Annotated in this window: 24 protein-coding genes and 2 pseudogenes; 14 read left to right on the forward strand and 12 right to left on the reverse strand. The window is 69.6% G+C overall.

Going from position 1 to position 22,842, the window contains the following annotated elements; all coding sequences use genetic code 11:
• The first annotated feature begins 196 nt into the window (after positions 1 to 196).
• From OG289_RS31785 to hutH, 3 genes are all read left to right on the forward strand, one after another.
• Positions 197 to 1,000, forward strand: a complete 804-nt coding sequence (locus tag OG289_RS31785) for an enoyl-CoA hydratase/isomerase family protein (protein WP_327320863.1) — start codon at positions 197 to 199, stop codon at positions 998 to 1,000.
• 121 nt (positions 1,001 to 1,121) lie between these two features.
• Positions 1,122 to 2,264 carry a GGDEF domain-containing protein gene (locus tag OG289_RS31790; RefSeq protein WP_327317482.1) on the forward strand — a complete coding sequence of 381 codons (1,143 nt, stop codon included), beginning with the start codon at positions 1,122 to 1,124 and terminating at the stop codon, positions 2,262 to 2,264.
• 105 nt (positions 2,265 to 2,369) lie between these two features.
• Positions 2,370 to 3,908, forward strand: a complete 1,539-nt coding sequence (gene hutH, locus OG289_RS31795) for a histidine ammonia-lyase (protein WP_327320864.1) — start codon at positions 2,370 to 2,372, stop codon at positions 3,906 to 3,908.
• 68 nt (positions 3,909 to 3,976) lie between these two features.
• Here the strand turns inward: hutH and OG289_RS31800 are convergent, their stop codons facing one another.
• Together OG289_RS31800 and OG289_RS31805 are read right to left on the reverse strand one after the other, a co-directional pair.
• Entirely contained in the window at positions 3,977 to 4,768 is a 792-nt protein-coding gene (locus OG289_RS31800; protein ID WP_327317483.1) for a hypothetical protein, read from the reverse strand.
• Between the two features lie 42 nt (positions 4,769 to 4,810).
• Positions 4,811 to 5,170, reverse strand: a complete 360-nt coding sequence (locus OG289_RS31805; protein ID WP_327317484.1) for a cell wall protein — start codon at positions 5,168 to 5,170, stop codon at positions 4,811 to 4,813.
• A 109-nt stretch (positions 5,171 to 5,279) separates the two neighbouring features.
• On the opposite strand from OG289_RS31805, the gene OG289_RS31810 reads away from it, so the two are divergent.
• From OG289_RS31810 to OG289_RS31825, 4 genes are all read left to right on the forward strand, one after another.
• Complete coding sequence (locus OG289_RS31810) at positions 5,280 to 5,648, forward strand: hypothetical protein (RefSeq protein ID WP_327317485.1); 369 nt, start codon at positions 5,280 to 5,282, stop codon at positions 5,646 to 5,648.
• A gap of 201 nt (positions 5,649 to 5,849) precedes the next feature.
• The gene (locus tag OG289_RS31815; RefSeq protein ID WP_327317486.1) at positions 5,850 to 7,112 is read left to right on the forward strand and encodes a L,D-transpeptidase; all 1,263 of its coding nucleotides are present in this window, start codon (positions 5,850 to 5,852) and stop codon (positions 7,110 to 7,112) included.
• A gap of 144 nt (positions 7,113 to 7,256) precedes the next feature.
• Positions 7,257 to 8,738, forward strand: a complete 1,482-nt coding sequence (locus OG289_RS31820) for an ABC transporter permease (protein WP_327317487.1) — start codon at positions 7,257 to 7,259, stop codon at positions 8,736 to 8,738.
• Positions 8,739 to 8,774: 36 nt separating this feature from the next.
• Positions 8,775 to 9,461: an ABC transporter ATP-binding protein gene (locus OG289_RS31825; RefSeq protein ID WP_327317488.1), complete on the forward strand. Its 687-nt coding sequence runs from the start codon at positions 8,775 to 8,777 to the stop codon at positions 9,459 to 9,461.
• A 344-nt stretch (positions 9,462 to 9,805) separates the two neighbouring features.
• Here the strand turns inward: OG289_RS31825 and OG289_RS31830 are convergent, their stop codons facing one another.
• Positions 9,806 to 10,711: a helix-turn-helix domain-containing protein gene (locus tag OG289_RS31830; protein WP_327317489.1), complete on the reverse strand. Its 906-nt coding sequence runs from the start codon at positions 10,709 to 10,711 to the stop codon at positions 9,806 to 9,808.
• A gap of 175 nt (positions 10,712 to 10,886) precedes the next feature.
• On the opposite strand from OG289_RS31830, the gene OG289_RS31835 reads away from it, so the two are divergent.
• The 3 genes and pseudogenes from OG289_RS31835 to OG289_RS31845 all read left to right on the forward strand — a co-directional run bounded on the left by OG289_RS31835 (position 10,887) and on the right by OG289_RS31845 (position 13,065).
• Positions 10,887 to 11,927 (forward strand): NAD(P)-dependent alcohol dehydrogenase, encoded by a 1,041-nt coding sequence (locus tag OG289_RS31835; RefSeq protein WP_327317490.1) that lies wholly within the window; start codon positions 10,887 to 10,889, stop codon positions 11,925 to 11,927.
• Between the two features lie 90 nt (positions 11,928 to 12,017).
• Positions 12,018 to 12,596: pseudogene (locus OG289_RS31840) on the forward strand (helix-turn-helix domain-containing protein); the annotation flags it as partial.
• An 82-nt stretch (positions 12,597 to 12,678) separates the two neighbouring features.
• Entirely contained in the window at positions 12,679 to 13,065 is a 387-nt protein-coding gene (locus tag OG289_RS31845; RefSeq protein ID WP_327317491.1) for a VOC family protein, read from the forward strand.
• A gap of 25 nt (positions 13,066 to 13,090) precedes the next feature.
• On the opposite strand, the gene OG289_RS31850 is transcribed toward OG289_RS31845, so the two are convergent.
• From OG289_RS31850 to OG289_RS31865, 4 genes are all read right to left on the reverse strand, one after another.
• Complete coding sequence (locus tag OG289_RS31850) at positions 13,091 to 13,879, reverse strand: hypothetical protein (RefSeq protein WP_327317493.1); 789 nt, start codon at positions 13,877 to 13,879, stop codon at positions 13,091 to 13,093.
• Positions 13,880 to 13,905: 26 nt separating this feature from the next.
• Positions 13,906 to 15,012, reverse strand: coding sequence for a serine hydrolase domain-containing protein (locus tag OG289_RS31855; RefSeq protein ID WP_327317494.1), 1,107 nt, complete (start codon positions 15,010 to 15,012; stop codon positions 13,906 to 13,908).
• 57 nt (positions 15,013 to 15,069) lie between these two features.
• On the reverse strand, positions 15,070 to 15,756 hold the full coding sequence (locus OG289_RS31860; protein ID WP_327317495.1) for a DUF4389 domain-containing protein: 687 nt from the start codon (positions 15,754 to 15,756) through the stop codon (positions 15,070 to 15,072).
• Positions 15,757 to 15,918: 162 nt separating this feature from the next.
• Positions 15,919 to 16,494: a flavodoxin domain-containing protein gene (locus OG289_RS31865; protein ID WP_327317496.1), complete on the reverse strand. Its 576-nt coding sequence runs from the start codon at positions 16,492 to 16,494 to the stop codon at positions 15,919 to 15,921.
• A gap of 180 nt (positions 16,495 to 16,674) precedes the next feature.
• Here OG289_RS31865 and msrA point away from each other — a divergent pair, with 180 nt between their 5' ends.
• Both msrA and OG289_RS31875 read left to right on the forward strand, forming a co-directional pair.
• Entirely contained in the window at positions 16,675 to 17,187 is a 513-nt protein-coding gene (gene msrA, locus OG289_RS31870) for a peptide-methionine (S)-S-oxide reductase MsrA (protein WP_327317497.1), read from the forward strand.
• 560 nt (positions 17,188 to 17,747) lie between these two features.
• Positions 17,748 to 18,170: a hypothetical protein gene (locus OG289_RS31875; protein WP_327317498.1), complete on the forward strand. Its 423-nt coding sequence runs from the start codon at positions 17,748 to 17,750 to the stop codon at positions 18,168 to 18,170.
• Here the strand turns inward: OG289_RS31875 and OG289_RS31880 are convergent.
• Positions 18,149 to 18,928, reverse strand: a complete 780-nt coding sequence (locus OG289_RS31880) for a helix-turn-helix domain-containing protein (protein ID WP_327317499.1) — start codon at positions 18,926 to 18,928, stop codon at positions 18,149 to 18,151. The two genes, OG289_RS31875 and OG289_RS31880, sit on opposite strands and share 22 nt — an antisense overlap.
• An 86-nt stretch (positions 18,929 to 19,014) precedes the next feature.
• Between OG289_RS31880 and OG289_RS31885 the strand changes: the two genes are divergently transcribed.
• Positions 19,015 to 20,013, forward strand: a complete 999-nt coding sequence (locus OG289_RS31885) for an LLM class flavin-dependent oxidoreductase (protein ID WP_327317500.1) — start codon at positions 19,015 to 19,017, stop codon at positions 20,011 to 20,013.
• On the opposite strand, the pseudogene OG289_RS31890 reads toward OG289_RS31885, so the two are convergent.
• Positions 19,988 to 20,083, reverse strand: a pseudogene (locus OG289_RS31890) (peptide-methionine (S)-S-oxide reductase MsrA); the annotation flags it as partial. The gene OG289_RS31885 and the pseudogene OG289_RS31890 sit on opposite strands and share 26 nt — an antisense overlap.
• Before the next feature lie 3 nt (positions 20,084 to 20,086).
• A complete protein-coding gene (locus OG289_RS31895) occupies positions 20,087 to 20,431 on the reverse strand; it encodes a hypothetical protein (protein WP_327317501.1) in 345 nt (114 codons plus the stop codon).
• A 306-nt stretch (positions 20,432 to 20,737) separates the two neighbouring features.
• On the opposite strand from OG289_RS31895, the gene OG289_RS31900 reads away from it, so the two are divergent.
• On the forward strand, positions 20,738 to 21,190 hold the full coding sequence (locus tag OG289_RS31900; RefSeq protein WP_327317502.1) for a hypothetical protein: 453 nt from the start codon (positions 20,738 to 20,740) through the stop codon (positions 21,188 to 21,190).
• Positions 21,191 to 21,468: 278 nt separating this feature from the next.
• Here OG289_RS31900 and OG289_RS31905 read toward each other — a convergent pair whose 3' ends face one another.
• Positions 21,469 to 21,768, reverse strand: a complete 300-nt coding sequence (locus tag OG289_RS31905; protein WP_327317503.1) for a hypothetical protein — start codon at positions 21,766 to 21,768, stop codon at positions 21,469 to 21,471.
• Positions 21,769 to 22,219: 451 nt separating this feature from the next.
• Complete coding sequence (locus OG289_RS31910) at positions 22,220 to 22,813, reverse strand: DUF4291 domain-containing protein (protein WP_327317504.1); 594 nt, start codon at positions 22,811 to 22,813, stop codon at positions 22,220 to 22,222.
• Between the last annotated feature and the right edge of the window lie 29 nt (positions 22,814 to 22,842).

A 22,842-nucleotide genomic window follows, 5' to 3' on the forward strand; every position in this document is an offset into this window, starting at 1 on the left:
CCGATGCACCGGGGCGGACGCACGGTATGCGTTCCTGTGGGCGGTGCGGGGGGAGTTGGGCGAGATGTCACTCGAAGGGGTGGGCGGGCCCCATGCGGGGGCGGGTCCGCTCTTTCGCCCGCGGACCCCGGCTGGGATGATCGGGCGAGTCGAAAATGTTAACCCGCGTTAACCGGAGGGTGTCGTGAGCGGTGTCATGGGCGAGGAACGGTTCGGGGAGTTCGTGCTGGTGCGGCGGCACGGGGACGACGGGCACGTCGCGGAGCTGGCCCTCGACCGGCCGAAGGCCATGAACGCCGTCTCCACCGACATGGCCCGGTCGATCGCCGGGGCGTGCGCGGCGCTGGGCGAGGACCGGGAGGTCCGGGTGGTCGTGCTGACCTCGACGCACGAGCGGGCGTTCTGCGTCGGCGCCGACCTGAAGGAGCGCAACTCCTTCAGCGACGCCGAGCTGGTCCGGCAGCGGCCGTTCACCCGCGGGGCGTACACCGGCGTACTGGAGCTGCCGGTCCCCACGGTCGCCGCGGTGCACGGCTTCGCGCTGGGCGGCGGCTTCGAGCTGGCCCTGGCCTGCGACGTGATCGTGGCCGACGGCACGGCCGTGGTGGGGCTGCCCGAGGTGTCGGTGGGCGTGATCCCCGGGGGCGGCGGGACGCAGTTGCTGCCGCGCCGGGTGGGGGCGGCCCGGGCGGCCGAGCTGATCTTCACGGCGCGCCGGGTGGAGGCGGCCGAGGCGCGGGAGCTGGGTCTGGTGGACGTCCTGGTGGAGGAGGGGCGGGACCGGGAGGAGGCGCTGGCGCTGGCCGCGCGGATCGGCGGCAACTCGCCGGTGGGTCTGCGGGCGGCGAAGCGTGCGCTGCGGCTGGGGCAGGGGCTGGATCTGCGGGCCGGGCTGGAGGTGGAGGACGCGGCGTGGCGGTCGGTGGCGTTCTCGGGGGACCGCGCGGAGGGGGTGGCGGCCTTCAACGAGAAGCGGAAGCCGCAGTGGCCGGGTGAGTGACCGCTTTTCGGGACCGCATGGGACGTCGTCGGGCCGCCATGGGGGCCGCAGCGGGGCGGTCACGTCACTCCAAGTGCTCCCCTGTGTCTCTTTTTCACCCAAATATCCCTAGCCTGGGGAGATGGGTGAGGACAGACGCCTGGTGGCCGTGGTGGCGCTCGCGCAGGGGATGGCGGCCGCGCACACCCCCCGCGAGTCCTGGCGCGCGGCCGCCCTCGGGGCCTGCCGGGCGCTGGCCGGCGGCTTCGCCGCGCTCTCGGTCTGGGAGCGGGACCTCGGGCGGCTGCGCGTCCTGGCGAACGTGGGGGACCGGGCCGCCGACGAGGACGAGTTCCCGGACGACGAGGCCTACCCGGTGCACCAGTTCCCCGAGATCACCGAGTTCCTGCACGAGCGCTGGGCGGCCGGCGGCGAGCCCAACGCCTGGGTCGAGACGGCGCAGGGGCCCGCCGCCGGGCGCCCCGGCTACTGCCACCAGCGCGTCGCCGCCCTGCGCCGGCGGGGCCGCGGCTCCTGCGTGGTCGCGCCGATCGTGCTGCACGGCCGGGCCTGGGGCGAGCTGTATGTCGCCCGCTCCGCAGGCACCCCCGACTTCGAGCGTGCCGACGCCGACTTCGCGACCGTCCTCGCCGCCGTCGTCGCCGCCGGGCTCGCCCAGACCGAGCGGCTGGAGGAGGCGCGCCGGCTCGCTTTCACCGACGCCCTCACCGGGCTGGCCAACCGCCGCTCCGTCGACGTCCGGCTGGAGGAGGCGGTCGAGCGGCACCGGACACAGGGGGTCGTCGTCAGCCTCGTCGTGTGTGACCTCAACGGGCTGAAGCGGGTCAACGACACCCGCGGGCACGCCGCCGGCGACCGGCTGCTGGAGCGGTTCGGGTCGGTGCTGTCGCTGTGCGGGGCCATGCTGCCCGGCGCGCTGGCCGCCCGGCTCGGCGGAGACGAGTTCTGCCTGCTGGCCGTCGGGCCGCCCGCCGACGACGTCGTCAAGGTCGCCGACGATCTCTGCCGCCGGGCCGGTGAACTGGAGCTCGGCGAGGGCGTGGCCTGCGGGGTCGCCTCCACCGAGGACCCCATCGGCGAGGTGCGCTCCGCCCGCCGGCTCTTCCGGCTCGCCGACGCCGCGCAGTACCGCGCCAAGGCCGTACGAGCCGCCCGTCCGGTGGTCGCGGGCCGGCAGGGACCCGACGACCCCGTCGTCCGCCTCGCCGACGAGCCCTCCCACGAGCAGACCGCCGAGCGCCGTCGCTTCCGTGGCCGCCCCTAGGGCCGTGCCTTCCGGGGGTGAGTCTGTGATCTATTCGGTAAGGGGCGAACCCCGCCCCCACTGGTGACATCCTCGTCTTCACTGCGTACGCTCCTGAATATGGATATGCACACTGTGGTGGTGGGGACGTCCGGGGCGACCGCGTCCGACGTGCTCGCCGTGGCGCGCGACGGCGCCCGCATCGAGCTCTCCGCGGAAGCGGTGGCGGCCCTCTCCGCGGCCCGCGAGATCGTGGACGCGCTGGCGGCCAAGCCCGAGCCCGTCTACGGCGTCTCCACCGGTTTCGGCGCGCTCGCCACCCGGCACATCAGCCCGGAGCTGCGTGCCCAGCTCCAGCGCAACATCGTCCGCTCGCACGCCGCCGGCATGGGCCCGCGCGTGGAGCGGGAGGTCGTCCGGGCGCTGATGTTCCTGCGGCTGAAGACCGTCTGCTCCGGGCACACCGGCGTCCGGCCCGAGGTCGCGCAGACCATGGCCGACATCCTGAACGCCGGCATCACCCCGGTCGTCCACGAGTACGGCTCCCTGGGCTGCTCCGGCGACCTTGCCCCGCTCTCGCACTGCGCCCTCACGCTCATGGGCGAGGGCGACGCCGAGGGCCCGGACGGCGACGTACGGCCCGCCGCCGCGCTCCTCGCCGAGCACGGCATCGCCCCCGTCGAACTGCGCGAGAAGGAGGGCCTGGCGCTCCTCAACGGCACCGACGGCATGCTCGGCATGCTGGTCATGGCCCTCGCCGACCTCGACATGCTCTACAAGTCCGCCGACGTCACGGCCGCCCTGTCGCTGGAGGCACTCCTCGGCACCGACAAGGTCCTCGCCCCCGAGCTGCACGCCATCCGCCCGCACCCGGGTCAGGGCGCCAGCGCCGCCAACATGCTGGCGGTCCTCGCGGGTTCGGAGCTCACCGGGCACCACCAGGACGACGCGCCCCGCGTCCAGGACGCCTATTCGGTGCGCTGCGCCCCGCAGGTCGCCGGCGCCGGCCGGGACACCATGGCCCACGCCCGGCTCGTCGCCGAGCGCGAGCTGGCCTCGGCCGTCGACAACCCGGTGGTCCTCCCCGACGGCCGCGTCGAGTCCAACGGCAACTTCCACGGTGCCCCGGTCGCCTACGTCCTGGACTTCCTCGCCATCGCCGTCGCCGACCTCGCCTCCATCGCCGAGCGGCGCACCGACCGGCTGCTGGACAAGAACCGCAGCCACGGCCTGCCGCCGTTCCTCGCGGACGACGCCGGCGTCGACTCGGGGCTGATGATCGCCCAGTACACGCAGGCCGCGCTGGTCAGCGAGCTGAAGCGGCTGGCCGTCCCGGCGTCCGCCGACTCGATCCCGTCCTCCGCCATGCAGGAGGACCACGTGTCGATGGGCTGGTCCGCCGCCCGCAAGCTGCGCACCGCCATCGACAACCTCACGCGCGTCATCGCCGTCGAGCTGTACGCCGCCACGCGCGGTGTGGAGCTGCGCGAGGGGCTGACCCCGGCGCCGGCGACCCGGGCGGTCATCGACGCCGTACGCAAGGCGGGCGTCCAGGGCCCCGGCCCGGACCGGTTCCTCGCACCCGACCTCGCGGCGGCGGACGCGTTCGTGCGCGACGGACGGCTCGTCGCGGCGGTGGAGACGGTCACCGGGCCGCTGCGGTAAGACGGTTGGGGCCCTGCCGGACGCACGTGGTGAACGCGACGGCAGGGCCCCTACGGCGGTCTGGCGGCTTACTTGAGCTTGGCGACCTGCGCGTCGATCACGGCGGCCGGGATGTCGCTCATCTCGCCGCCCTTCGCGAGCGTGGCGATGTCCATCGTGAAGAGCGTGGCGAGGATGCCGCCCTTGCGAACCACCTCGGTGTGGGCGGTGACCGTCTGGCCCTCCACCACGACGTCCTGAATGAACGCCACCGACTCGTCGCCCTGCCCGGAACCCTTCTCCGCGGCGACCTTGATGACCTTCGAGGTCTCACCGTCGGCCGTGAAGCCGTACCCGCCGGCACAGGCCGTCACCCCGTCGGAGAGGGCCTTCATGGCCTTTTCGGCGCCGCCGGCCTCGTAGGAGGAGAGGCCGACGAAGGTCACGCTGACATCGAAGGCATTCTCGAGGTCCTCGGGCTTCGCGGTGGCGGTCGTCGCCTTTTCCTCGGTGAGGCTGTTGGTGGCGTTCGCGTCCGTGTCCCCCGGGGGCAGTCCGTTCGTGGCCCAGGCGAGCGGGTTGCACGCCGCCTTGTCGATCTTCACGGAGGACTTGGAGGACTTGGCGGAATCGTCCTCCGCCTCGACCTTGTAACCCTTGATCTCGCCCTGCGCGAGCAGCAGCTTCACCAGCTCGGCGCTGGTGAGCGCCTTGGCGCCCGAGGCCGACGAAGGGGAGGACGCGGACGCGGATGCGGACGAGGACGTCTTGGAGTCCGCGGAGTCCTTCGACCCCTCGTCCGAGCAGGCGGTGAGGAGGGAGAGCGACAGTGCACCTATGGCGGCAGTGGCGCACAGCCGCGCCCCCGATGATCTCTTCATGAGCGAACTATGAAGATCCGGTCAAAGAGCAGTCAAGTCAATTCAAAAACCCAGCCGTTCCCGGCGAACGGAATAGGCCACGAAGCCGGCGCCCAGGGCGAGGAACATGGTTCCGCCGACGACGTACGGGGTCGTGTCGAAGCTTCCGGTGTCGGCGAGCCGGGTGCCGTCGTCGGACGTGGTCTCGGCGGCCGTCTCGGCTGTCGTCCGGGCTGCCGAGTCGGAGGACGTCCCGGACGTCGTCGTCGACGACGCGGCCCGTGCCTGGGTCGTGATCTGTGTCGTCGTTTCCGTTCTGGCCGGGGTGTCCTGGGACGCGTTGGCGGACGGGACGAACCACAGGGCACCCAACAGGGTCCCCGCGGCGGTGGCGGTCAGCAACGGACGGCGAGCGGATGACACGGAATATCGATCCCCTTGTGACGCTGGCGAATTGGCCGTGTGGCCCGATGCTAATGAAAGGCGCGGGTCGTGGGAAAGTTGCGGGAGCTGTGAGCCGTACGCTCCGGCCATGAACACTGAAGAGACATCACGTTTTGTACGGCTTCGGGTGGAACTCGTCCTCGAGGTTCACGACGAGGACGCCGTCACCAAGGCGGCTCTGCGGCGGCTGGCCGGGGACGCGGAGATGCCGGACGACGAGCGCGCGCACGCCGAGGGCGCTGTGACGGAAGACACCGCGGAGGCCCTCGCCCACCTCGTCGACCCGTTCGACCTGGTCAGTCAGGTGCCCGGCGTGGAGCTCCAGCAGGCCTCCTGGTCCAGTGAGCGGATCGACTACGACCCGGATTCGCCGGAGTGGGACCTCGACGACGACGATGTCGACGATGATGAGGAGTCCGACGACGAGTCGGACGGCGAGGAAGTCGGCATCGGCTGAGCGTCTTGGGGAAACCGTGACCCCGGACGGCAACCGCCGGCCGGGGTTTCTTCGTCTCAGCAGACGCACGAACCGACACCCGCACCATCAGCGCCACGAACGTGGCGTGCCCCACACCTTCGGGAAAAGTGGAACGGGACGAAGCGGTCGTAGCGTTGATGGTTTCTGACGGGGACTCTCGGGGTTCTGTAATCGGCAACGATGGAGAAGCGTGTGATGACGGACAGTAGGCGGCGTCGGGGTTTCATGGCCGCGTCCGCACTGCTCGGCGGTGTTCTGGTGCTCTCTGCGTGTTCCGGCGGCGACAGCGGCGCCTCCGACGGCGGAGGCAGCTCCTCGCAGGCCAAGGCCGACGAGGCGGCGGCCAAGAAGTCCTCCGAGGCCCAGATCAAGATCACGCCTGCGGACGGCTCGGACAACGCCTCCATCAACAACTCGGCGGCCGTCACGGTGAGCAAGGGCACGCTCACCGAGGTGACGATGACCACCGCCGAGGGGACCGCCGTCCAGGGCACGCTCTCCGCGGACAAGACCAGCTGGAAGCCGAACAGCCAGCTGGAGCGCTCCACCACCTACAAGGTGGCGGCCTCCGCGAAGGACTCCGCGGGTCTCGCGGCCCACGAGAACGCCTCCTTCACCACGGTCTCACCGGACAACAGCTTCATAGGCAACTTCACCCCCGAGGACGGCTCGACCGTCGGCGTGGGCATGCCGGTGTCGATCAACTTCAACAAGGCGATCACCAACAAGGCGGCCGTGCAGAAGGGCGTCACGGTCACCTCCACCAGTGGCCAGGAGGTCGTCTGCCACTGGTTCTCCACCCAGCGCATGGACTGCCGGCCCGAGGACTACTGGAAGGAGAACTCCACCGTCACGCTGAAGCTCGCGCTCGACGGTGTGGAGGGCGCCAACGGTGTCTTCGGTGTCCAGCAGAAGACGGTCACCTTCAAGATCGGCCGCAACCAGGTCTCCTACGTCGACGCGAAGACCAAGCAGATGAAGGTCACGCACAACGGCGCGGTCATCAAGACCATCCCGATCTCCGCCGGCTCGCCCGACAACACTACGTACGAGGGCAAGATGGTGATGTCGGAGAAGTTCAAGGAGACGCGCATGAACGGCGCGACCGTGGGCTTCACCGACGACGACGGCAAGGGCGAGTACGACATCAAGGACGTGCCGCACGCCATCCGCCTCACCAACTCCGGCACCTTCGTGCACGGCAACTACTGGGGCGCGAAGTCCGTCTTCGGCTCGGTGAACACCAGCCACGGCTGCGTGGGTCTGTCCGACACCAAGGGCGCCAACGACACGGGCACGGCGGGCTACTGGTTCTACACCAACTCCATCGTCGGTGACGTCGTGGTCGTCTCCAACACCGGCGACAAGACGGTCGCGCCGGACAACGGCCTCAACGGCTGGAACATGGACTGGGCACAGTGGAAGGCGGGTTCGGCCGCCTGACGGCCCGTCCGCACTGCTGACTCACAGGTTCCCGATGCCGCCCCCAGGGGCGGCATCGGTGTTTCCGGGGGCAACCACAGCCTTCTCATGCTTCTCTTATTTCGGCCTTATGCCTTCATCACGCGCCGTACCTACCTTGCGGCCATGTTCTTCACCTATCTGAGGCGCGAACTGCGCCGCCGCAGAAGAGCGGCTCTCGTCGTCGCCTCCGGCCTCGCGCTGGGCATCGCGCTGGTCATCGTGGTCACCTCCGTGTCGTCCGGCATGGGGAAGGCCCAGGACAAGGTCCTGCAGTCCCTGTACGGCCTGGGCACGGACATGACGGTCACCAAGGCCGCGACGCCCACCGCGAACGCCTCGGACCGTCCGCGCTTCCAGTTCGACGCGCAGGACAACGACTCCGACGCGGAGCAGAGCACCGACCGCGTCATGGTGCAGGGCTTCCAGACCCTGTCGACCGCGACCGTCACCAAGGTCGGCAAGCAGAGCGGCGTCTCCGACGCGGTCGGCGGGCTGAGCCTGCAGGTCCTCAAGGTCAACGGCCAGTTCACCCGCGGTCAGTTCCAGCAGAACGACAGCACCGGCGGCAATGCCGACGGCGGCGGCCAGGGCGGCCCCGGCGGTGGTCAGGGGAGCGGCCAGCCGCAGGGTGAAGTGCAGGGCGGCGGCGCCAACTTCGACGTCAACAGCTACTCCGTCTACGGCACCGACGTCACCGAGCCCGCGCTGGGCCCGCTGACCTCCTCGACGATCACCAGCGGACGCACCTTCAAGAGCACGGAGAACAACGGCAAGGTCGCCGTCCTCGACTCGGCGTACGCCAAGGAGAAATCGCTCAAGGTCGGCTCCACCCTCACCATCAGCAGCGTCAAGTTCTCGGTGATCGGCATCGCCACGGCCGACAGCGGCGACGCCGCCGCCAACGTCTACATCCCGCTGACCCAGGCCCAGACCCTCAGCGACTCGAAGAACAAGGTCACCACGATCTACGTCAAGGCGACCGACTCCCAGAAGATCGACAGCGTCAAGTCGACGATCCAGAAGAACGTCTCGGGTACGACGGTGACGACCTCCGCCGACCTCGCGGACACCGTCTCCGGCTCCCTCTCCACCGCCTCCTCCCTCGCCACCAACGTCGGCAAGTGGCTGTCCATCGCGGTCCTGATCGCCGCCTTCCTGGTCGCCGGTCTGCTCACCTCCTCGGCGGTCTCCCGCCGCGTCCGTGAGTTCGGCACGCTGAAGGCGCTGGGCTGGAAGTCCGGCCGGGTCACCCGGCAGGTCGTCGGCGAGGCCATGGTCAACGGTCTGCTGGGCGGTGCCCTGGGCATCGCGCTGGGCCTGGCGGGCGCTTACGCCGTGACCGCGATCAGCCCCACGCTGCAGGCCCAGTTGGGCGGCGGCGGTGGCGGCGGCCAGGGCGGTCCCGGTGGTGGCGGCGGCTTCGGCGGTCCCGGTCGCCAGGCGGCGGCCAAGACCCTCGACGTCGCGCTGACCGCGCCGGTGAGTGTCACGACGGTGGCCATCGCGGTGGGTCTCGCCGTGGCCGGCGGTCTGATCGCGGGGGCGTTCGGCGGCTGGCGGGCGTCCCGGCTGCGTCCGGCGGACGCGCTGCGCCGCGTCGAGTAGCCAACCCACCTACGAGCTCCAGGAGTTGTTGTCCCCATGTACGAACTCAGAGGCGTCACCAAGCGCTACACCCGGGGCAAGGAGACGGTCCACGCCCTGGACGGCGTCGACCTGACCATCCCGGACGGCGACCGGCTCGTCATCCAGGGCCCCACCGGCGGCGGCAAGTCCACGCTGCTGCAGATGATCGGCGCGCTCGACCGGCCCAGTGAGGGCGAGATCGTCCTCGACGGCGTCGACCTGGCCAAGCTCTCCGAGGCCAGGCTGACGAAGGTGCGCAGCGAGAACATCGGCTTCGTCTTTCAGTCCTTCAACCTCATCCCGACGCTCAACGCGCAGGAGAACGTCGAGACGGCCCTCGTCCCGCTCGGCGTGAAGGGCAAGGAGCGCCGTGAACGGGCCGCGGAGGCGCTGGAGTCCGTGGGTCTCGGCGAGCGGCTCGGGCATCTGCCGTCCGAGATGTCCGGCGGCCAGCAGCAGCGCGTCGCGATCGCCCGCGCGCTGGTGAAGCAGCCCAAGGTGTTGCTCGCCGACGAGCCGACCGGCAACCTCGACGAGAGCATGCGCGACGAGATCATGGACGTGCTGCACACCATGTGGAAGGAGCACGGGCTGACCTTCATCATGGTCACCCACGACTCCTCGATCGCGAAGAAGGCCCCGCGCGTGGCGACGATCCGCAAGGGGAAGATCACGGTGAAGGAGAACGCGGCGTCGTCCTGACGTGGTGATCCAGAAGGGGTACCCCTGACGTGGTAGTCCTTAAGTTCGGCGTACTTTCGGCGTATTGAGGCGCAAGATCACCCCCCGGCATACTTCGGTATGTTCCGGGGGGTTCGTGCATGACGCGTACGAAGCGTGTGATGAAGCGGGTGCCGAGGTGGTGGCCCTGAGGTGACGCCGTCGCCATGAAGTCCAGCGTCGGTCGGTCGTCGACGCGTACCGGTGCGAAGCGGCCGTCGGCGCCGTCCGGCGGGATCTGCTCCAGGCCCATGACCGTCGCGAACAAGCGGGGGTGTCCGGGGGCGGCAGCCCCCAGGGAGGCCCGCACCAGCACCGGTGCACTCTCAAGCGGACGGTGCCTGAGACTCCGTCCCCGCTCGCGTCGCGTCAGCGCCCCAGCTCGCCAGCAGGCGCAGCGCCTCCGCCGAGGCCGACTCCGGATCCGCGTGGTACGTCACCATCGTCTGCTCGCCGTCGTCCAGGAGCCTGAACCCCTCGAAGTTCAGGGAGAGTTCGCCGACCAGCGGATGCCTCAGCCGCTTCACGCCGTGGCTCTTCTCCTTGACGTCGTGCGTGGCCCACAGCCGCCGGAAGTCCTCGCTCTTCACCGACAGCTCGCCCACCAGCGCCGAGAGCCGCGGGTCGTCCGGATAGCAGCCCGCGTCCATCCGCAGGGCGCAGACGATGTCGATCGCCTTCTGCTCCCAGTCCACGAACAGGTCGCGGTAGTCGGGGCGCAGGAACACCAGCCGGGCCCAGTTGCGCTCCGCCACCGGCAGCTCCGCCCAGTCGCCGAAGACCGCCGCCGCCATCCGGTTCCACGCCAGGATCTCCGCGCGCCGCCCGACGATGTACGCCGGCACCGAGTCCATCGTGGTCAGCAGCTGCCGCAGAGACAGACGCGCCTGCTGGGGCCGGGCCGTCTGCTTCTTCTTGTGCTTCGGCTTCGCCAGGTGGGTGAGGTGCGCGTGCTCGGCGTCCGTCAGCCGCAGCGCCCGCGCGATCGAGTCCAGCACCTCCGCCGACACGTTCCGCCCGTTGCCCTGCTCCAGGCGCGTGTAGTACGCCACCGACACCCCGGCCAACTGTGCCAGCTCCTCGCGCCGCAGCCCGGGCACCCTGCGGTGCCGCCCGAAGTCCGGCAGTCCCACGTCCTCGGGCTTCAGCCGGGCCCGCCGGGTGCGCAGGAACTCGCTGAGTTCGGCACGCCGGTCCAGGGAGGCGCCGGGAGGTTCGGGGCGTTCGTCCATGCCGTCCAGTATTCCCGGTCGTACGTACAGCAGCCTGACCCCGCCAGTGGTAGGCACAGCAGACGTACGCAGAGGCGTGACCTGGGTGATTCCCGCGCGGTGGGGCAGGCTGGGGCGCAAGCCCCGGCCCGAAGGCAGGCCGGGACTACGCAACCCCCGCTAGGAGACCCCCGGCATGACCACTGTTGCCGCGTACGCCGCACCCGCCGCCAAGGCTCCGCTGGAGCGCACGACGATCGAGCGCCGTCCGGTCGGCGAGTTCGACGTCCTGATCGACATCGAGTTCGCCGGCATCTGCCACTCCGACATCCACCAGGCCCGCGAGGGCTGGGGCGAGGCCATCTTCCCGATGGTCCCGGGCCACGAGATCGCGGGCGTCGTCTCCGAGGTCGGCCCCGGCGTCACCAGGCACGCCGTCGGCGACCGCGTCGGCGTCGGCTGCCTCGTCGACTCCTGCCGTGAGTGCGACAACTGCAAGGCCGGTCTGGAGCAGTACTGCACCGGCGGCAGCGTCGGCACGTACAACGCCGTCGGCAAGGACGGCGAGCCCACCTACGGCGGCTACTCGCAGAAGATCGTCGTGGACGAGAACTACGTCGTCCGCATCCCCGACGGCCTCTCGCTCGACGTCGCCGCGCCGCTGCTCTGCGCCGGCATCACCACGTACTCCCCGCTCAAGCACTGGAACGCCGGTCCCGGCAGGAAGGTCGCGATCCTCGGCATGGGCGGCCTGGGCCACATGGGCGTCAAGATCGCGCACGCGCTCGGCGCCGAGGTGACCGTCCTGTCCCAGTCGCTGCGAAAGAAGGACGACGGCCTGAAGCTGGGCGCCGACCACTACTACGCCACCAGCGACGAGAAGACGTTCGAGGAACTGCGCGGCACCTTCGACCTCATCCTCTCGACGGTCTCGGCCCCGCTGAACCTGGACGCCTACCTGTCCCTGCTGAAGACGGACGGCGCCTTCGTGAACGTCGGCGCGCCCGAGGAGCCCGTCAACCTCAACCTGTTCTCGGTGATCGGCGGCCGCAAGACCCTCGCCGGCTCCGGCATCGGCGGCATCCAGGAGACCCAGGAGATGCTGGACTTCTGCGCCGAGCACGGCTTCGGCGCCGAGATCGAGCTGATAAGCGCCGACGAGATCAACGAGGCGTACGAGCGGGTCCTCACCAGCGACGTCCGCTACCGCTTCGTCATCGACGCGTCGACGATCTGACGGTCCTCGCGTCCTTCCGATCGTGAGCAGGGCCCCCGGCATGCGCTCAGGTTCCAGTGGCCGTTGCAACACCCCAACTCAGGGGATGCAATGGCCTTCGAGATCCGGGAGAACCGGACGGTGGCTCAGGGACCCCGGGTCCTGGTTCGTGAGCGGGAGGAATACCTCCGGCTTGTGGATCAAGGAATGACCTGCGCCGAGGCGGCCCGGGCCGTCGGGATCAACCTGCGGACCGGGAAGCGATGGCGCAACGGGCGCAATGCGTCCGGCAGATCCAAGGCGGCACCACCGATCAACGCGGTGGTGCCGCCGTCTGCTGCGACCACGGCGCCCGCGCCCTCGCGCCACCTCGGTGAGGCAGACCGTATCCACACCGCCGACCGGCTGCGCGAGAAGGCCACGGTCCGGGCCATCGCCGCCGAGCCGGGACGCAGTCCATCGACCATCAGCCGGGAAACACGCCGCAACCGGCACCCCACGAACGGCCAGTAGCGGCCGCACGCCGCCCAGGCCCGCGCCGACGCCCGCCGGCCCCGCCCCAAGCTGGGGAAGATCGGCCAGAACCCGCAGCCGCGGGACTTCGTCCAGGACCGCCTGATGCTGCGCTGGAGCCCCGAGCAGATCTGCCACGCTCTGCGCGGACACTTCGCCGACCGGCCGGAGATGCACGCGTCAGGACGACGGTCGTGGCACCGGCGATCACCGGCGTACGGTGGTGAGGGGAGGTCGGGTGATGAGGGAGGCCTTCACGATGACCGTCCAGCTGAACCACACCATCGTCGCCGCGCACGACAAGCGAGCCTCGGCCCGGTTCCTCGCCCGCATCCTCGGCCTGGAGGTGAGCGAGCCCTACGGCCCCTTCCTCCCCGTCGAGATCCCGAACGGCGTGACCCTCGACTACCTCGACGGGCAAGGGGAGATCACCCCGCAGCACTACGCGTTCCTGGTCTCCGAGGACGACTTCGACACGATCTTCGCGCGCATCCGCGAGGCCGGCCTGACCTATTGGGCCGACCCCTTCCACCGCCGCCCCGGCGAGATCAACCACAACGACGGCGGCCGGGGCACCTACTTCGACGACCCGAACGGCCACCGCCTGGAGATCCTGACGCGGCCGTACGGGAGCGGGAACGGGTGAGGCGGGCTGCGGTGAGGTCCCCCGGTCAGGCCACGGGGAACGACTCGCCGGCACCGTAGGACCGTACGACGACCCCGCCCCCCGGAGCCGGCCGCACGGAGTGGGCCAGCCCGAGCCCGGCCACCCGTGCGCGGCCGTCGCCATCCCCGCCCCCGATCTCCACCAGGGTGTTCTCGTCGATGGCCACCCCGTGCGCGAGCCGCCCGCCCGCCACGACGGCGACCAGCCGCCCCAACGTCCCCCACTGCGCGGCATGCACGTCCACCCCGAACGGCACGAGCCCCAGCCCGGGCCGGACTTCGACCTCCTCGAGATCCTCGGCGGCGTCCGGCGGACACACGGCGACCCCGTCCACCAGCCACCCCCCGACCACCGCGTCCCGTGCCGCGACCGCGGCCCCCGCGGAGAACCCGGCGTAGGGAACACCTCGCTCGACCAGCAGGGACGACAAAGGACCGGATTCTCCGGCGAACGCCTCCTGATACGCGGGTGTCAGCCCACCGCAGACCAGCACCCCGTCCACGTCGGCGGAAAGCGCGCCGACGTCGAACCGCCCCCCGACCGGTACCAGCAACGGCACAGGTGTGCACTCCCCGGCCTTCCGCAACGCGACGTCGTACCGCGCGAACTGCTCCGCGCCGTCGCCCTCGTCGACGAGTACACACAGGATGCGCGGAGCCGACCCGCCCCCGGCCCCCGACCTCGCCGCCGCGGCACGCAGAAACGGCCCGTGGACCACGTCGGCGACCGTCCCGTCCCACCCACCGCCGACCAGAAACACCCGACCGCCACCGCTCTTCGCACCGCTGCTCACGCGCACTTCTCCCTGGATTCCGGCAATCATCCCCGCAGCCCCTTGAGGCCGTCGTAGACGGACATCGCGATCTCGACTCCGCGGGTGTCGTCCGCGGGTTCGCGCATCTGGTTCGTCACGTACGCCACCGTCATCCGTGCCTCGGGGTCGATCACGACGATCGAGCCGCCCCAGCCACCCCACCCATAGGTGTTGCCGAACCGCGCGTAGCCCAGGCCCCAGCTGACCGGCATGCCCAGGACGCGGTCCTCGCCGCTGAACTGCTCCTCCCACGCACGGTCGCGGCCCGCCCGCGACAGCAGTCGCACGCCGTGCACCGAGCCCCCGCAGGCCATCACCGACTGGACGAGGGCCACCGAGCGGGCGTTGCCGAATCCGCTCGCCGCGGGGATCTGCGCCCGGCGCCAGGCCACGCTGTTGCCGTCCCGGACCCGGAACGCGGTCGCGGCGGTCGGGGCCGCGTTGCCGCCGGGCGCGCTCGCGGCGTAGTCCTCGTCCCGGGACGGCGGCGGGAGTGTCCGCGCCACCCGGTGGTCGTGCTCGGCCGGCAGCCCCATACGGAAGTCCGCGCCCAGCGGTCCGGCGATCTCGGCGGCGAAGAACTCGCCGGGGCTCCGGCCCGTGATCCGGCGTACGACCTCGCCCACCAGGAACCCCTGGGTGAGCGAGTGGTATCCGGCCGCGCTGCCCGGCTCCCACTGCGGCGCCTGCGCGGCGAGGCGTGCCGTGGCGGTCGGCCAGTCGTAGATCTCCTCCACCGGCCCGTCCCAGTCGGGCAGGCCCGCGGTGTGCGCCAGCAGGTGCCGGACCAGCACCCCTTCCTTGCCGGCCGCGGCAAACTCCGGCCAGTACCGGGCGACCGGCGCGTCGAGATCGAGCTCGCCGCGGTCGGCCAGTACCAGCGCGCACAGGGCCGTCATCGTCTTGGTGACGGAAAAGACGTTGACGATCGTGTCCCGCTGCCAGGGCACCGTGCGCTCCGCGTCGGCGAACCCGCCCCAGACGTCCACCACCGGCTCACCGTCCACGAAGACGGCCACCGAGCCGCCCGCGTCCCCGCCGTCCAGCAGCGCGGCCAGCGCCGTGGGCACCGCGGTGAACAGATCGTCGTACGAGCCCTGAATGTCAGCCATGCCGCCATCTAGCCCCCACGGAGCCACCGGAGGCAACCGAATTCCCGGCAGCAGGACCTACGGTCCGGAAGCGCCGTCCGAGGTCTTGGTCAGCGGCGGGGCGGCCTGCCCGCCCATGTCGAGACGGAACGGCGGATACTCGTCGGTCATCAGCGCGGCATAGGCGCCCACCCGCGCGACCCAGCGGGCCAGGCCGATCAGGAAGTTGAACAGATGAACCGGATATCGGCCGGTGAACGCCAGGATGATTACGGCGACCAGGGAGAGGAACGGAACCAGGCCGCCGGCGTGCCAACTGTCCGAGTCTCCCCAGCCCCAGTCGCCGACGAAGATACCGACGACGATGTACTGCGGAATCGCCAGCAGCCACCACTTCACCAGAACCAGACCTCGGGAAAGGTGCTCGGGATAGGTGACGTCGAAATGCGCCGGGTAATCGGATACCTCCGCCAGGGTGAACGGCGGGTACCGGTCGGTGCCGAGCGCGGTGTGGGCGTAGAAGCTGACGCGCCAGTTCCAGCGCATCACGCCGACATTGAATTCGAAAAGGGAACGTGGATATCGGCCGGTGAGCAGGATGGCGAAGAACGCGACAATGGTCACGAACACGAACGCGATCCACAGGAAGCACAGCACAATGTAGTGCGGAATGGCGAGAAGCCATTTCACCAGCCATAGCCATCTGGACAACCGAGGATCGATTGACGCCTCGATACGCACAGGTGAGAGCAGTATCCGGCTCATGAATTCAGCCTCGCACGAGAAGCGAAAGCCCGCGACCGGGGTGGGCTCAGGGGCCGGCTGACCGACGCCATGCTTTCGCCGTTCAGGCGGATTGCCGGCCCGTCTGCGCGGCGATTTCGGCTGCGGCGAGTTGGAGCGGTGCCGGCAGGGTCGCCCCGCGTGTCACGCCGGTCCGCCCGGCCCCGCGCCTCCGAGGACCGCGCGGGCGATGTCCCGCGCCCAGGCGTCGACTTCGGACCAGTCCCGGTAGTCGCCGTAGCGCAGGCCCATCGCCCGGAGCTTCACCCGCCCGGTCCCCGACAGGTGCTCGGGCCGGATGACCCCGGAGAACAGACGGTGGCCGCGCGGACGCAGTTCGTCGATCAGGTGGCCGGCCACATGCTCCTCCTCCTTGGCCGCGAACGCTTTCCACGGGCCTCGCAGAGCGGCCGGCATGCCCACGCTGAAGATCCACACGCCGTGGCGGACGAACAGCTCCGCACCTCGGCGTACGAAGGTGAGAGCCTCGGGGAGCCATGCCATGTCGTGGACAGCGCTGCCCACCACGAAGGCGTCGTAGACGCGAAGATCGTCCACAGCCTCGACAGGCAGCGCGTCGGCCCGGAGCCCCTGCTCCCGCAGACGGGCGGCGATTCGTTCGGCGATGCTGCGGGTCGAGCCGTGGACGCCGGCGTACGCGACGAGCACCTTCGTGTCCTCGCCCCGTTGTCTGCTCGAAGGCTCGGGATCAGTCGTCACCCCGCCAGTCTCACCCGACCGCGGCCCATACCGCGACCGATGGGCGTTTCGTGGGCAGCGGCCGGGCGGGCACGGAATCGCTTGGAACCCCCGCGCGTTGAGGAGAGCGGGCAGGGATGCCGGTGGTGTGCGAGCCGAGCAGCCCGAGCGACCGAGCTGACAGATATTGGAGGGGCCGTAATGGCTGCGCAGACGCAGAGGGCCGTGCTGGCCGGTGGATGCTTCTGGGGGATGGAGGAGCTGATCCGCCGCCTTCCGGGCGTGACGGCGACCCGGGTCGGATACACCGGGGGTGACGTGCCGAACGCGACGTACCGTAACCACGGCACGCACGCGGAGGCCATTGAGATCCTCTTCGACCCCGAGCAGACCGACTACCGCGCGATCCTGGAGTTCTTCTTCCAGATCCACGATCCGAGCACCAAGAACCGCCAGGGCAACGACATCGGCCTCAGCTACCGCTCGGCGATCTACTACGTGGACGACGAGCAGAAGCGGATCGCCGAGGACACGATCGCGGACGTGGACGCCTCCGGACTGTGGCCGGGCAAGGTCGTCACCGAGGTGGAGCCGGTCGGCCCCTTCTGGGAGGCCGAGCCCGAGCACCAGGACTACCTGCAGCGTTACCCGGACGGCTACACCTGCCACTTCCCGCGCCCCGGATGGCGACTGCCCGCCCGCGCGGAGGGCTGACCGCGAGGCGGCCCCGCGGAAGGCGGGGCCGGCCGGCCGAGGCTCCGCCGCCGGTCTCCCCGTCTTCGTCGTACGGCGAAAGCAAAGGGGGCTGCCGGCAACGGAAAGTGTGTCTCGGCCGGGGCGCTGTACACAGCCCGGTGACAAGGTGAGCCCAGGCTCCCCCGCGAGGCTGTGAACGTTGTCCGCGACCGGTCGGCGGCCCGGTGACCGGGCGCGGACATCGGGCCGCTCGCGACATCTTGGCGCGGACGCGAGGAAGCGCCGTGCCGCGGCCCCGATCGCCGAGGTAGGCCCCGCAGTGCTGAAACCGTGCGGCTCAGCCGCCGGTCGTGGCGACGCCGGTGGGGCAAGACGCCCCCCAGTTCGTCCCAAGAACGGGGTACCTGGTTTGACGCCCGCTCCGCCGAGCCTGTGCTGCCATGCGACCCGTCTCAACGGACGGCGAGTCGTTCCGGGGCGTCTTTGACCTGGAAGTTCATTCCTTGCAGGGAATTGTCGGTCTCCGCCGCGCGCCGCAGGATCTGGTCCGAAGCGACCTGTCCGACAAGGAGACATACATGATCGAGATCGACCCGCAGCAGGTGGCCGACCGTTACATGGCCCAGTGGACAGTGCCGGACGCGGCCGAACGCCGCGCGGCCATCGAGCTGTTGTGGGCCGAGGACGGCACCCACGTCCTCCAGCCGCCCGCCGAGATTCGGGAGATCGCCGCAGAACTCGGCTTCGGCCACACGGCTCTGGAGGCTCAGGGATACGACGCCATCGAGACCCGAGTGGCGCGCAGCTACGAACGGTTCGTCGAGAAGCAAGGATTCACCTTCCGGTCGCGCCGCGACGCGGTACGCCTGCACGGCGTGGTGAAGTTCGGCTGGGAGGCGGTGTCCGCGGAAACCGGTGACGTGGTGGGCGGAGGCCTGGAAATCCTCGTGCTCGACGACACCGGCCGGATCAAGGCCGACTACATGTTCCCAGGGGCCTGACCTGCGGCGGCAGAGGCCATTGTCCCGGCAGCCGCCGAGAGGGCCTCCGCCGTCGCCGGATCGGCCGGAAGGAACGCCTCCAGTTTCAGCTCGGCGAGTGTCACATCGATGGCGGTGGCGAAGGTCGTCACCGTCGTCATCAGACGCAGCTCACCGTACGAGGACCGCAGCCGGAGCGGAACCGCGAAACCGAGCAGGCCCGCGGACGGCTCCAGTTCGGGAACATACCCGGTGAGTTCGGTGCGCAGCTCCTTCAGATGGTCCAGCCGTGCCAGGATGTGCCGCGCCCATTCCGCGAGGTTGTGGATACGGGAAGCCAGACCGTCGGGGTGCAGAGCCAGACGGTAGACATTCGTGCCCGGTCCCACCAGTTCGGCGGCAGCACCCTCGGTGATCAGGTCGAATGCCGTGTTGGCGGCGATCAGGTCACCACGCTGGTCCACCACCATCGCCGGATACGGCAGATGCCCGCGGAGGATGTGGTCGATCGCCGTACGCACGGGCGCCAGTACCGGGTCGTCGAGCGAACTCTCCGGGTAGACGGGCGCGTACCCGGCGGCTGCCAGCAGCTCGTTGCGCTCGCGCAGCGGCAGTTCCAGCGACTCGGCCAGACGTACGACCATGTTCCGGCCGGGAACGGACCTGCCTGACTCGATGAAACTGAGGTGCCGCTGGGTCGTGCCCGCCCGCAGAGCCAGATCGAGCTGGCTGACATGACGGCGGGTACGACGTTCGCGCAGTGCACTGGGGAAGTCCATGGCCCTGTTGTAACGGCAGCCATGAAGGCCAGGCCATTCCCCGCAGGGAATTGTCGCCGCTCACACCGATCGTGACCATCGTCGGCATGGACATCGGTGTACTGCTTCCGACCGGAACCGCCCAGTGGGGCGAGGCCGACGACCCCCGAGAACTGATCGGCTTCGGCCGCCAGGCCGAACGCCTGGGCTTCTCCTCGCTCTTCGTCAACGACTCCCTGATCAGCCCCCGCGTCGAGGCCCTGACGATGCTGGCCGCGCTCGCCCCGGCGACGGACACCGTGACCCTGGGGACCGCCGCACTGATGCCGTTCCTGCGTCGGCCGGTCCAGGTCGCGCAGTCGCTGGCGTCGATCGACCTGCTGTCCGGCGGCCGACTCACCGTGACCGTCGGCGCAGGCTTCCCCGGCCGTTTCGGACGGCCTCTGTACACGCTGTCCGGGGTGCCCTGGGAAAGGCGCTTCACCCGCCTGGACGAGACCGTCGCGCTGTGGCGAGCCCTTTGGGACGGCGCCGACCACTTCCATGGCGAGATCCTCCGACTCGACGGCATTCCACCCATGACCAGGACGTTTCGATCCGGCGGCCCGCCCGTCTGGCTCGGCGGCGCGACCTCCTCGGCGCTGGCCCGGACCGGCCGGATGTACGACGGATGGCTGCCATACCCACCCGACCCCGCCGACTACGCATCGGGGCTGGCCGACATCCGCTCAGCGGCTGCCGACATCGGCCGAGCGGCCGAGGACATCACCCCCGCACTGTTCGTCTCGGTACGGATCGATGACGACGTCGAAAGCGGCCGCCGGGCAATGGACGCCTACGCTCGGGCCACATACGGCATGCCACTCGAGGAACTGGAGAAGATCCAGGCAGTCGTCACCGGCTCAGCCGCGCAGGTCCTCGAGCGCCTGGGACAGTACGCGGCCGCCGGCGCCCGGCACATGGTCACCCGCCTCGGCGCCCTGGGCATGCGCTCCCAGCGCGAACAGCTCGAACGGATCGCAGACCTGATCCCCGCCGTGCAAGCGGAGGCGGAAGATGTCTCCGCCCAGACAGGTTCCCCGTTGCGAACGGGACACTTGGCTTGACGCCCGTGCCGCCGATCCCGCGGTAGCCCGCCGGGTTCTTGTCGAGGTACTGCTGGTGGGTGTCCTCACTCGCTCATCGTTCGATGAAACGGGGGTCCGGCCACGCGGTGATCGGCTCGTCGGAGACTGAGTAGATCTCCAGGAGTGAGAGGTATCCGCCCTCGGTGAAGATCATGACACCGGCCGAGTGCGGTGCGTCGTACCAGGCGTCCACGGCCGGATTGTCATGCGATGGCGCAGCAGCCACCGCTGTACGGTCGACTTCCAGATCGACCGTCACGCAGCCGCAGCCACATTTGCCCACCACCCGCGTGTGTGGAATCTGGGCCAGCAGGGCGCCACTCACCGGATCCGAGCCGGCCAGCAGCGCTCGCAGAGTCGCCGTGGCTTCCGACGACAGTGGCTCTGGGTCAGCCATCCGCCCTGGCCACGCCGATCGGGCAGGAGACACCGGTCCCGGCGAGCCTGTGCTGCTATGTGACCGGTGGACGGTGCCTGCCGTTCGGGGAGGCGTGGTCGATCAATCACCGGTACGGTCGCAAGGCTGGATGCTGGGCAGCGAATCCAGCACGCAGCGGCTGATCCGGGGGAGGGCTCTCGACTCAGTGCTTCATGTCGATCAGTTTCCGAGGCCCTTGCCAGCCATCTGAGCTACGGGGGCACGGGTCCCACCATGACGCGAGGCCGAGGAGCCTACACTCTCGCCGGTACAGATAGGGGGCGCATGGACAGTGACGACACGCGACGAAGACCACGGCGCCGGCTCATCCTGACCAGCGTCCTCATCACCGTGCTCGCGGCGCAATCCACCATGCTGGTCGTCCAGCAGGTGCAGATCAGCAACTTGAAGAGCCAACATGCGCAGCCGGGCCCCGCTGGCCCCTCCGGACCGCCCGGGCCAACAGGCCTACCCGGGCCCCGCGGCTACACCGGTGCAGCAGGACGAGACGGCAAGGACGGGCAGAACTTCATTGGAGCCGTACCCAGCAACGACACCCAGATTCAGCTAACCGAGACCGAAGCCCGCGCCCACTGCGAAGTCGTCGCCAACCAGGCCTACCCCGCCAACAGCAACACCGGCGACGAGACCTTGGACGACCTTACCGACTCCTACTCCGCCACCATGCATGAGAAGACGTTCCGTCAGTGCATGAGCGAACAGGGGTATCCGCAGTAGACACGGCCGCGTTTGCCAGGACGAAGGCAGTGCGGACCCAAAAAATGCCACTATCCCGCATAGTTGGAGTATTCCCAGTCAGAAGCCTTGGCCGTGGTGTGTCGTGGCAATAAGCCCACCGCCGGGTTCGATCCTGACTCCCGCTGGTTCGGGCTACTCCCTGGATGCTTAGGGCGCCAAGGGGACGCCAGCCGGGCAGGACGCCCCCAGTTCGTCTCGAACAGGTCAACTAGCTTGACCCCGTCCCCGCGAGCCCCTGTTGTTGTGTGTCCTGTACGTCAGACAGCGACACCAGGTATGAGTGCCACTAGCCCGGAGATGAAGCTACCTGCTGCTGCGAGTGTGACAAGGGTGGCCTTGCCGTCTGAGAACAGCCCGGAGCAGAACTCACGCACCCGCCGCCGGAAGATCAGCATCTTGAGTTTTTGCCAGCGGTGCTGATGGATGTGGCAGCCCATGAGGATGCCGGTCGCGTTGTTGCGGCAGCCATCGGCTCGTCCTCTGACCGGAGCCCCGCAGGTCACCGGGGCTTGGAAGAAGGACCAGAGTAAGACCACCGCGGACAGGGTGATGATCACTGCTGGTCCTGCTGCTTCATTGACCCAGGCCGCGATAAGGAGGGCGCCGGCCAAGACGCCCCACCACTGTCCCAAGCCGCCGAGCCGACTACGCCGTGCCCCCGAAGTCGCCATGCCTGTAATCGTGGCGACGGGCGGCACGAATCATGCAGGGCGCGGGCGGTATGACCGAAAGCAATTCCAGGAAGGCTGACGCCGGACAGTTGGATCGGTCTGACGACGCGCTGGCCGACTGCGCCGCCGTGCTGTCTGGCAGCTGGCAGCACGCCTGGCCGTGTGGACGCGCTTGCAGACCTACTGCTCTCCAGGGTCAGGTGCAGGCGCGACGCCCGTCGGGCAGGAAGCCCCCCAGTTCGTCCCGAACGGGTCACTTAGCTTGACCCCCGTCCCCGCGAGCCTGTGCTGCCATGTGACCCATCGGCCGCGATCGGCTGTCGGGTGAACCAGCCTCTCATCCCAGGAGATGGGCAAGTAGTTCGTCTTCAGCGGGATAAGGGCGTTCCTGGGGCAGCAGTCGGGTCGCGGAGCCCAAGTCACCGCCGCTGACGAGGGCGTGGATCTCGTGGGCCAGCGGGGTCACGTCGCGGATGGCGACCGTCCACTCGTCGGCGTAGCGTCGTGTGGCCTCAGCGGAGAGGCCAAGTTGCAGGGACCTGTACGGCATGGGTTGCAGGTGCAGGTCCCGCTCCGGGTCCCACTGCACGCGGGTGGGCGCGCATTTCAGTTGCCGCTGCCAGGTGACGCGGTCGGGGTGGACCCCGCGGGTGTAGCTCGACAGGCATGCGTGGCGCAACGCCCACTCGAAGCCGTCACGGCTGATCTCGACAGCGAGGACGGTCTCCTGCCCCTCCTTGGCGCCCCAGCCGCAGCGGTACATCATCCACAGGAACGACGGCTTGATCCACGTCATCCTGTCCCGCTTCCACACGGCGGGGAAACGGCCGTCGCGGACGGCGGGCAGGCCGATTGCCGGGGAGTAGGCCTGGTAGACGGTGATCGTGGATTCCGAGTGGGCCGCACGGATCCTGCGTTGCGGTTCTTCCATGGCGTACAGAGTGGAGTCGGCCGGTTCAG

Source organism: Streptomyces sp. NBC_01235 (assembly GCF_035989285.1).
Taxonomy (GTDB): domain Bacteria; phylum Actinomycetota; class Actinomycetes; order Streptomycetales; family Streptomycetaceae; genus Streptomyces.

What these genes read in the sequence shown, in the direction of transcription:
- OG289_RS31785 (WP_327320863.1), top strand. Translation starts at nt 197, where the DNA reads ATGGGCGAGGAACGGTTCGGGGAGTTCGTGCTGGTGCGGCGGCACGGG.
- OG289_RS31790 (WP_327317482.1), top strand. Translation starts at nt 1,122, where the DNA reads ATGGGTGAGGACAGACGCCTGGTGGCCGTGGTGGCGCTCGCGCAGGGG.
- hutH (WP_327320864.1), top strand. Translation starts at nt 2,370, where the DNA reads ATGCACACTGTGGTGGTGGGGACGTCCGGGGCGACCGCGTCCGACGTG.
- OG289_RS31800 (WP_327317483.1), bottom strand. Translation starts at nt 4,768, where the DNA reads ATGAAGAGATCATCGGGGGCGCGGCTGTGCGCCACTGCCGCCATAGGT.
- OG289_RS31810 (WP_327317485.1), top strand. Translation starts at nt 5,280, where the DNA reads ATGAACACTGAAGAGACATCACGTTTTGTACGGCTTCGGGTGGAACTC.
- OG289_RS31815 (WP_327317486.1), top strand. Translation starts at nt 5,850, where the DNA reads ATGGAGAAGCGTGTGATGACGGACAGTAGGCGGCGTCGGGGTTTCATG.
- OG289_RS31820 (WP_327317487.1), top strand. Translation starts at nt 7,257, where the DNA reads ATGTTCTTCACCTATCTGAGGCGCGAACTGCGCCGCCGCAGAAGAGCG.
- OG289_RS31825 (WP_327317488.1), top strand. Translation starts at nt 8,775, where the DNA reads ATGTACGAACTCAGAGGCGTCACCAAGCGCTACACCCGGGGCAAGGAG.
- OG289_RS31830 (WP_327317489.1), bottom strand. Translation starts at nt 10,711, where the DNA reads ATGGACGAACGCCCCGAACCTCCCGGCGCCTCCCTGGACCGGCGTGCC.
- OG289_RS31835 (WP_327317490.1), top strand. Translation starts at nt 10,887, where the DNA reads ATGACCACTGTTGCCGCGTACGCCGCACCCGCCGCCAAGGCTCCGCTG.
- OG289_RS31845 (WP_327317491.1), top strand. Translation starts at nt 12,679, where the DNA reads ATGACCGTCCAGCTGAACCACACCATCGTCGCCGCGCACGACAAGCGA.
- OG289_RS31855 (WP_327317494.1), bottom strand. Translation starts at nt 15,012, where the DNA reads ATGGCTGACATTCAGGGCTCGTACGACGATCTGTTCACCGCGGTGCCC.
- OG289_RS31860 (WP_327317495.1), bottom strand. Translation starts at nt 15,756, where the DNA reads ATGAGCCGGATACTGCTCTCACCTGTGCGTATCGAGGCGTCAATCGAT.
- msrA (WP_327317497.1), top strand. Translation starts at nt 16,675, where the DNA reads ATGGCTGCGCAGACGCAGAGGGCCGTGCTGGCCGGTGGATGCTTCTGG.
- OG289_RS31875 (WP_327317498.1), top strand. Translation starts at nt 17,748, where the DNA reads ATGATCGAGATCGACCCGCAGCAGGTGGCCGACCGTTACATGGCCCAG.
- OG289_RS31880 (WP_327317499.1), bottom strand. Translation starts at nt 18,928, where the DNA reads ATGGACTTCCCCAGTGCACTGCGCGAACGTCGTACCCGCCGTCATGTC.
- OG289_RS31885 (WP_327317500.1), top strand. Translation starts at nt 19,015, where the DNA reads ATGGACATCGGTGTACTGCTTCCGACCGGAACCGCCCAGTGGGGCGAG.
- OG289_RS31895 (WP_327317501.1), bottom strand. Translation starts at nt 20,431, where the DNA reads ATGGCTGACCCAGAGCCACTGTCGTCGGAAGCCACGGCGACTCTGCGA.
- OG289_RS31900 (WP_327317502.1), top strand. Translation starts at nt 20,738, where the DNA reads ATGGACAGTGACGACACGCGACGAAGACCACGGCGCCGGCTCATCCTG.
- OG289_RS31910 (WP_327317504.1), bottom strand. Translation starts at nt 22,813, where the DNA reads ATGGAAGAACCGCAACGCAGGATCCGTGCGGCCCACTCGGAATCCACG.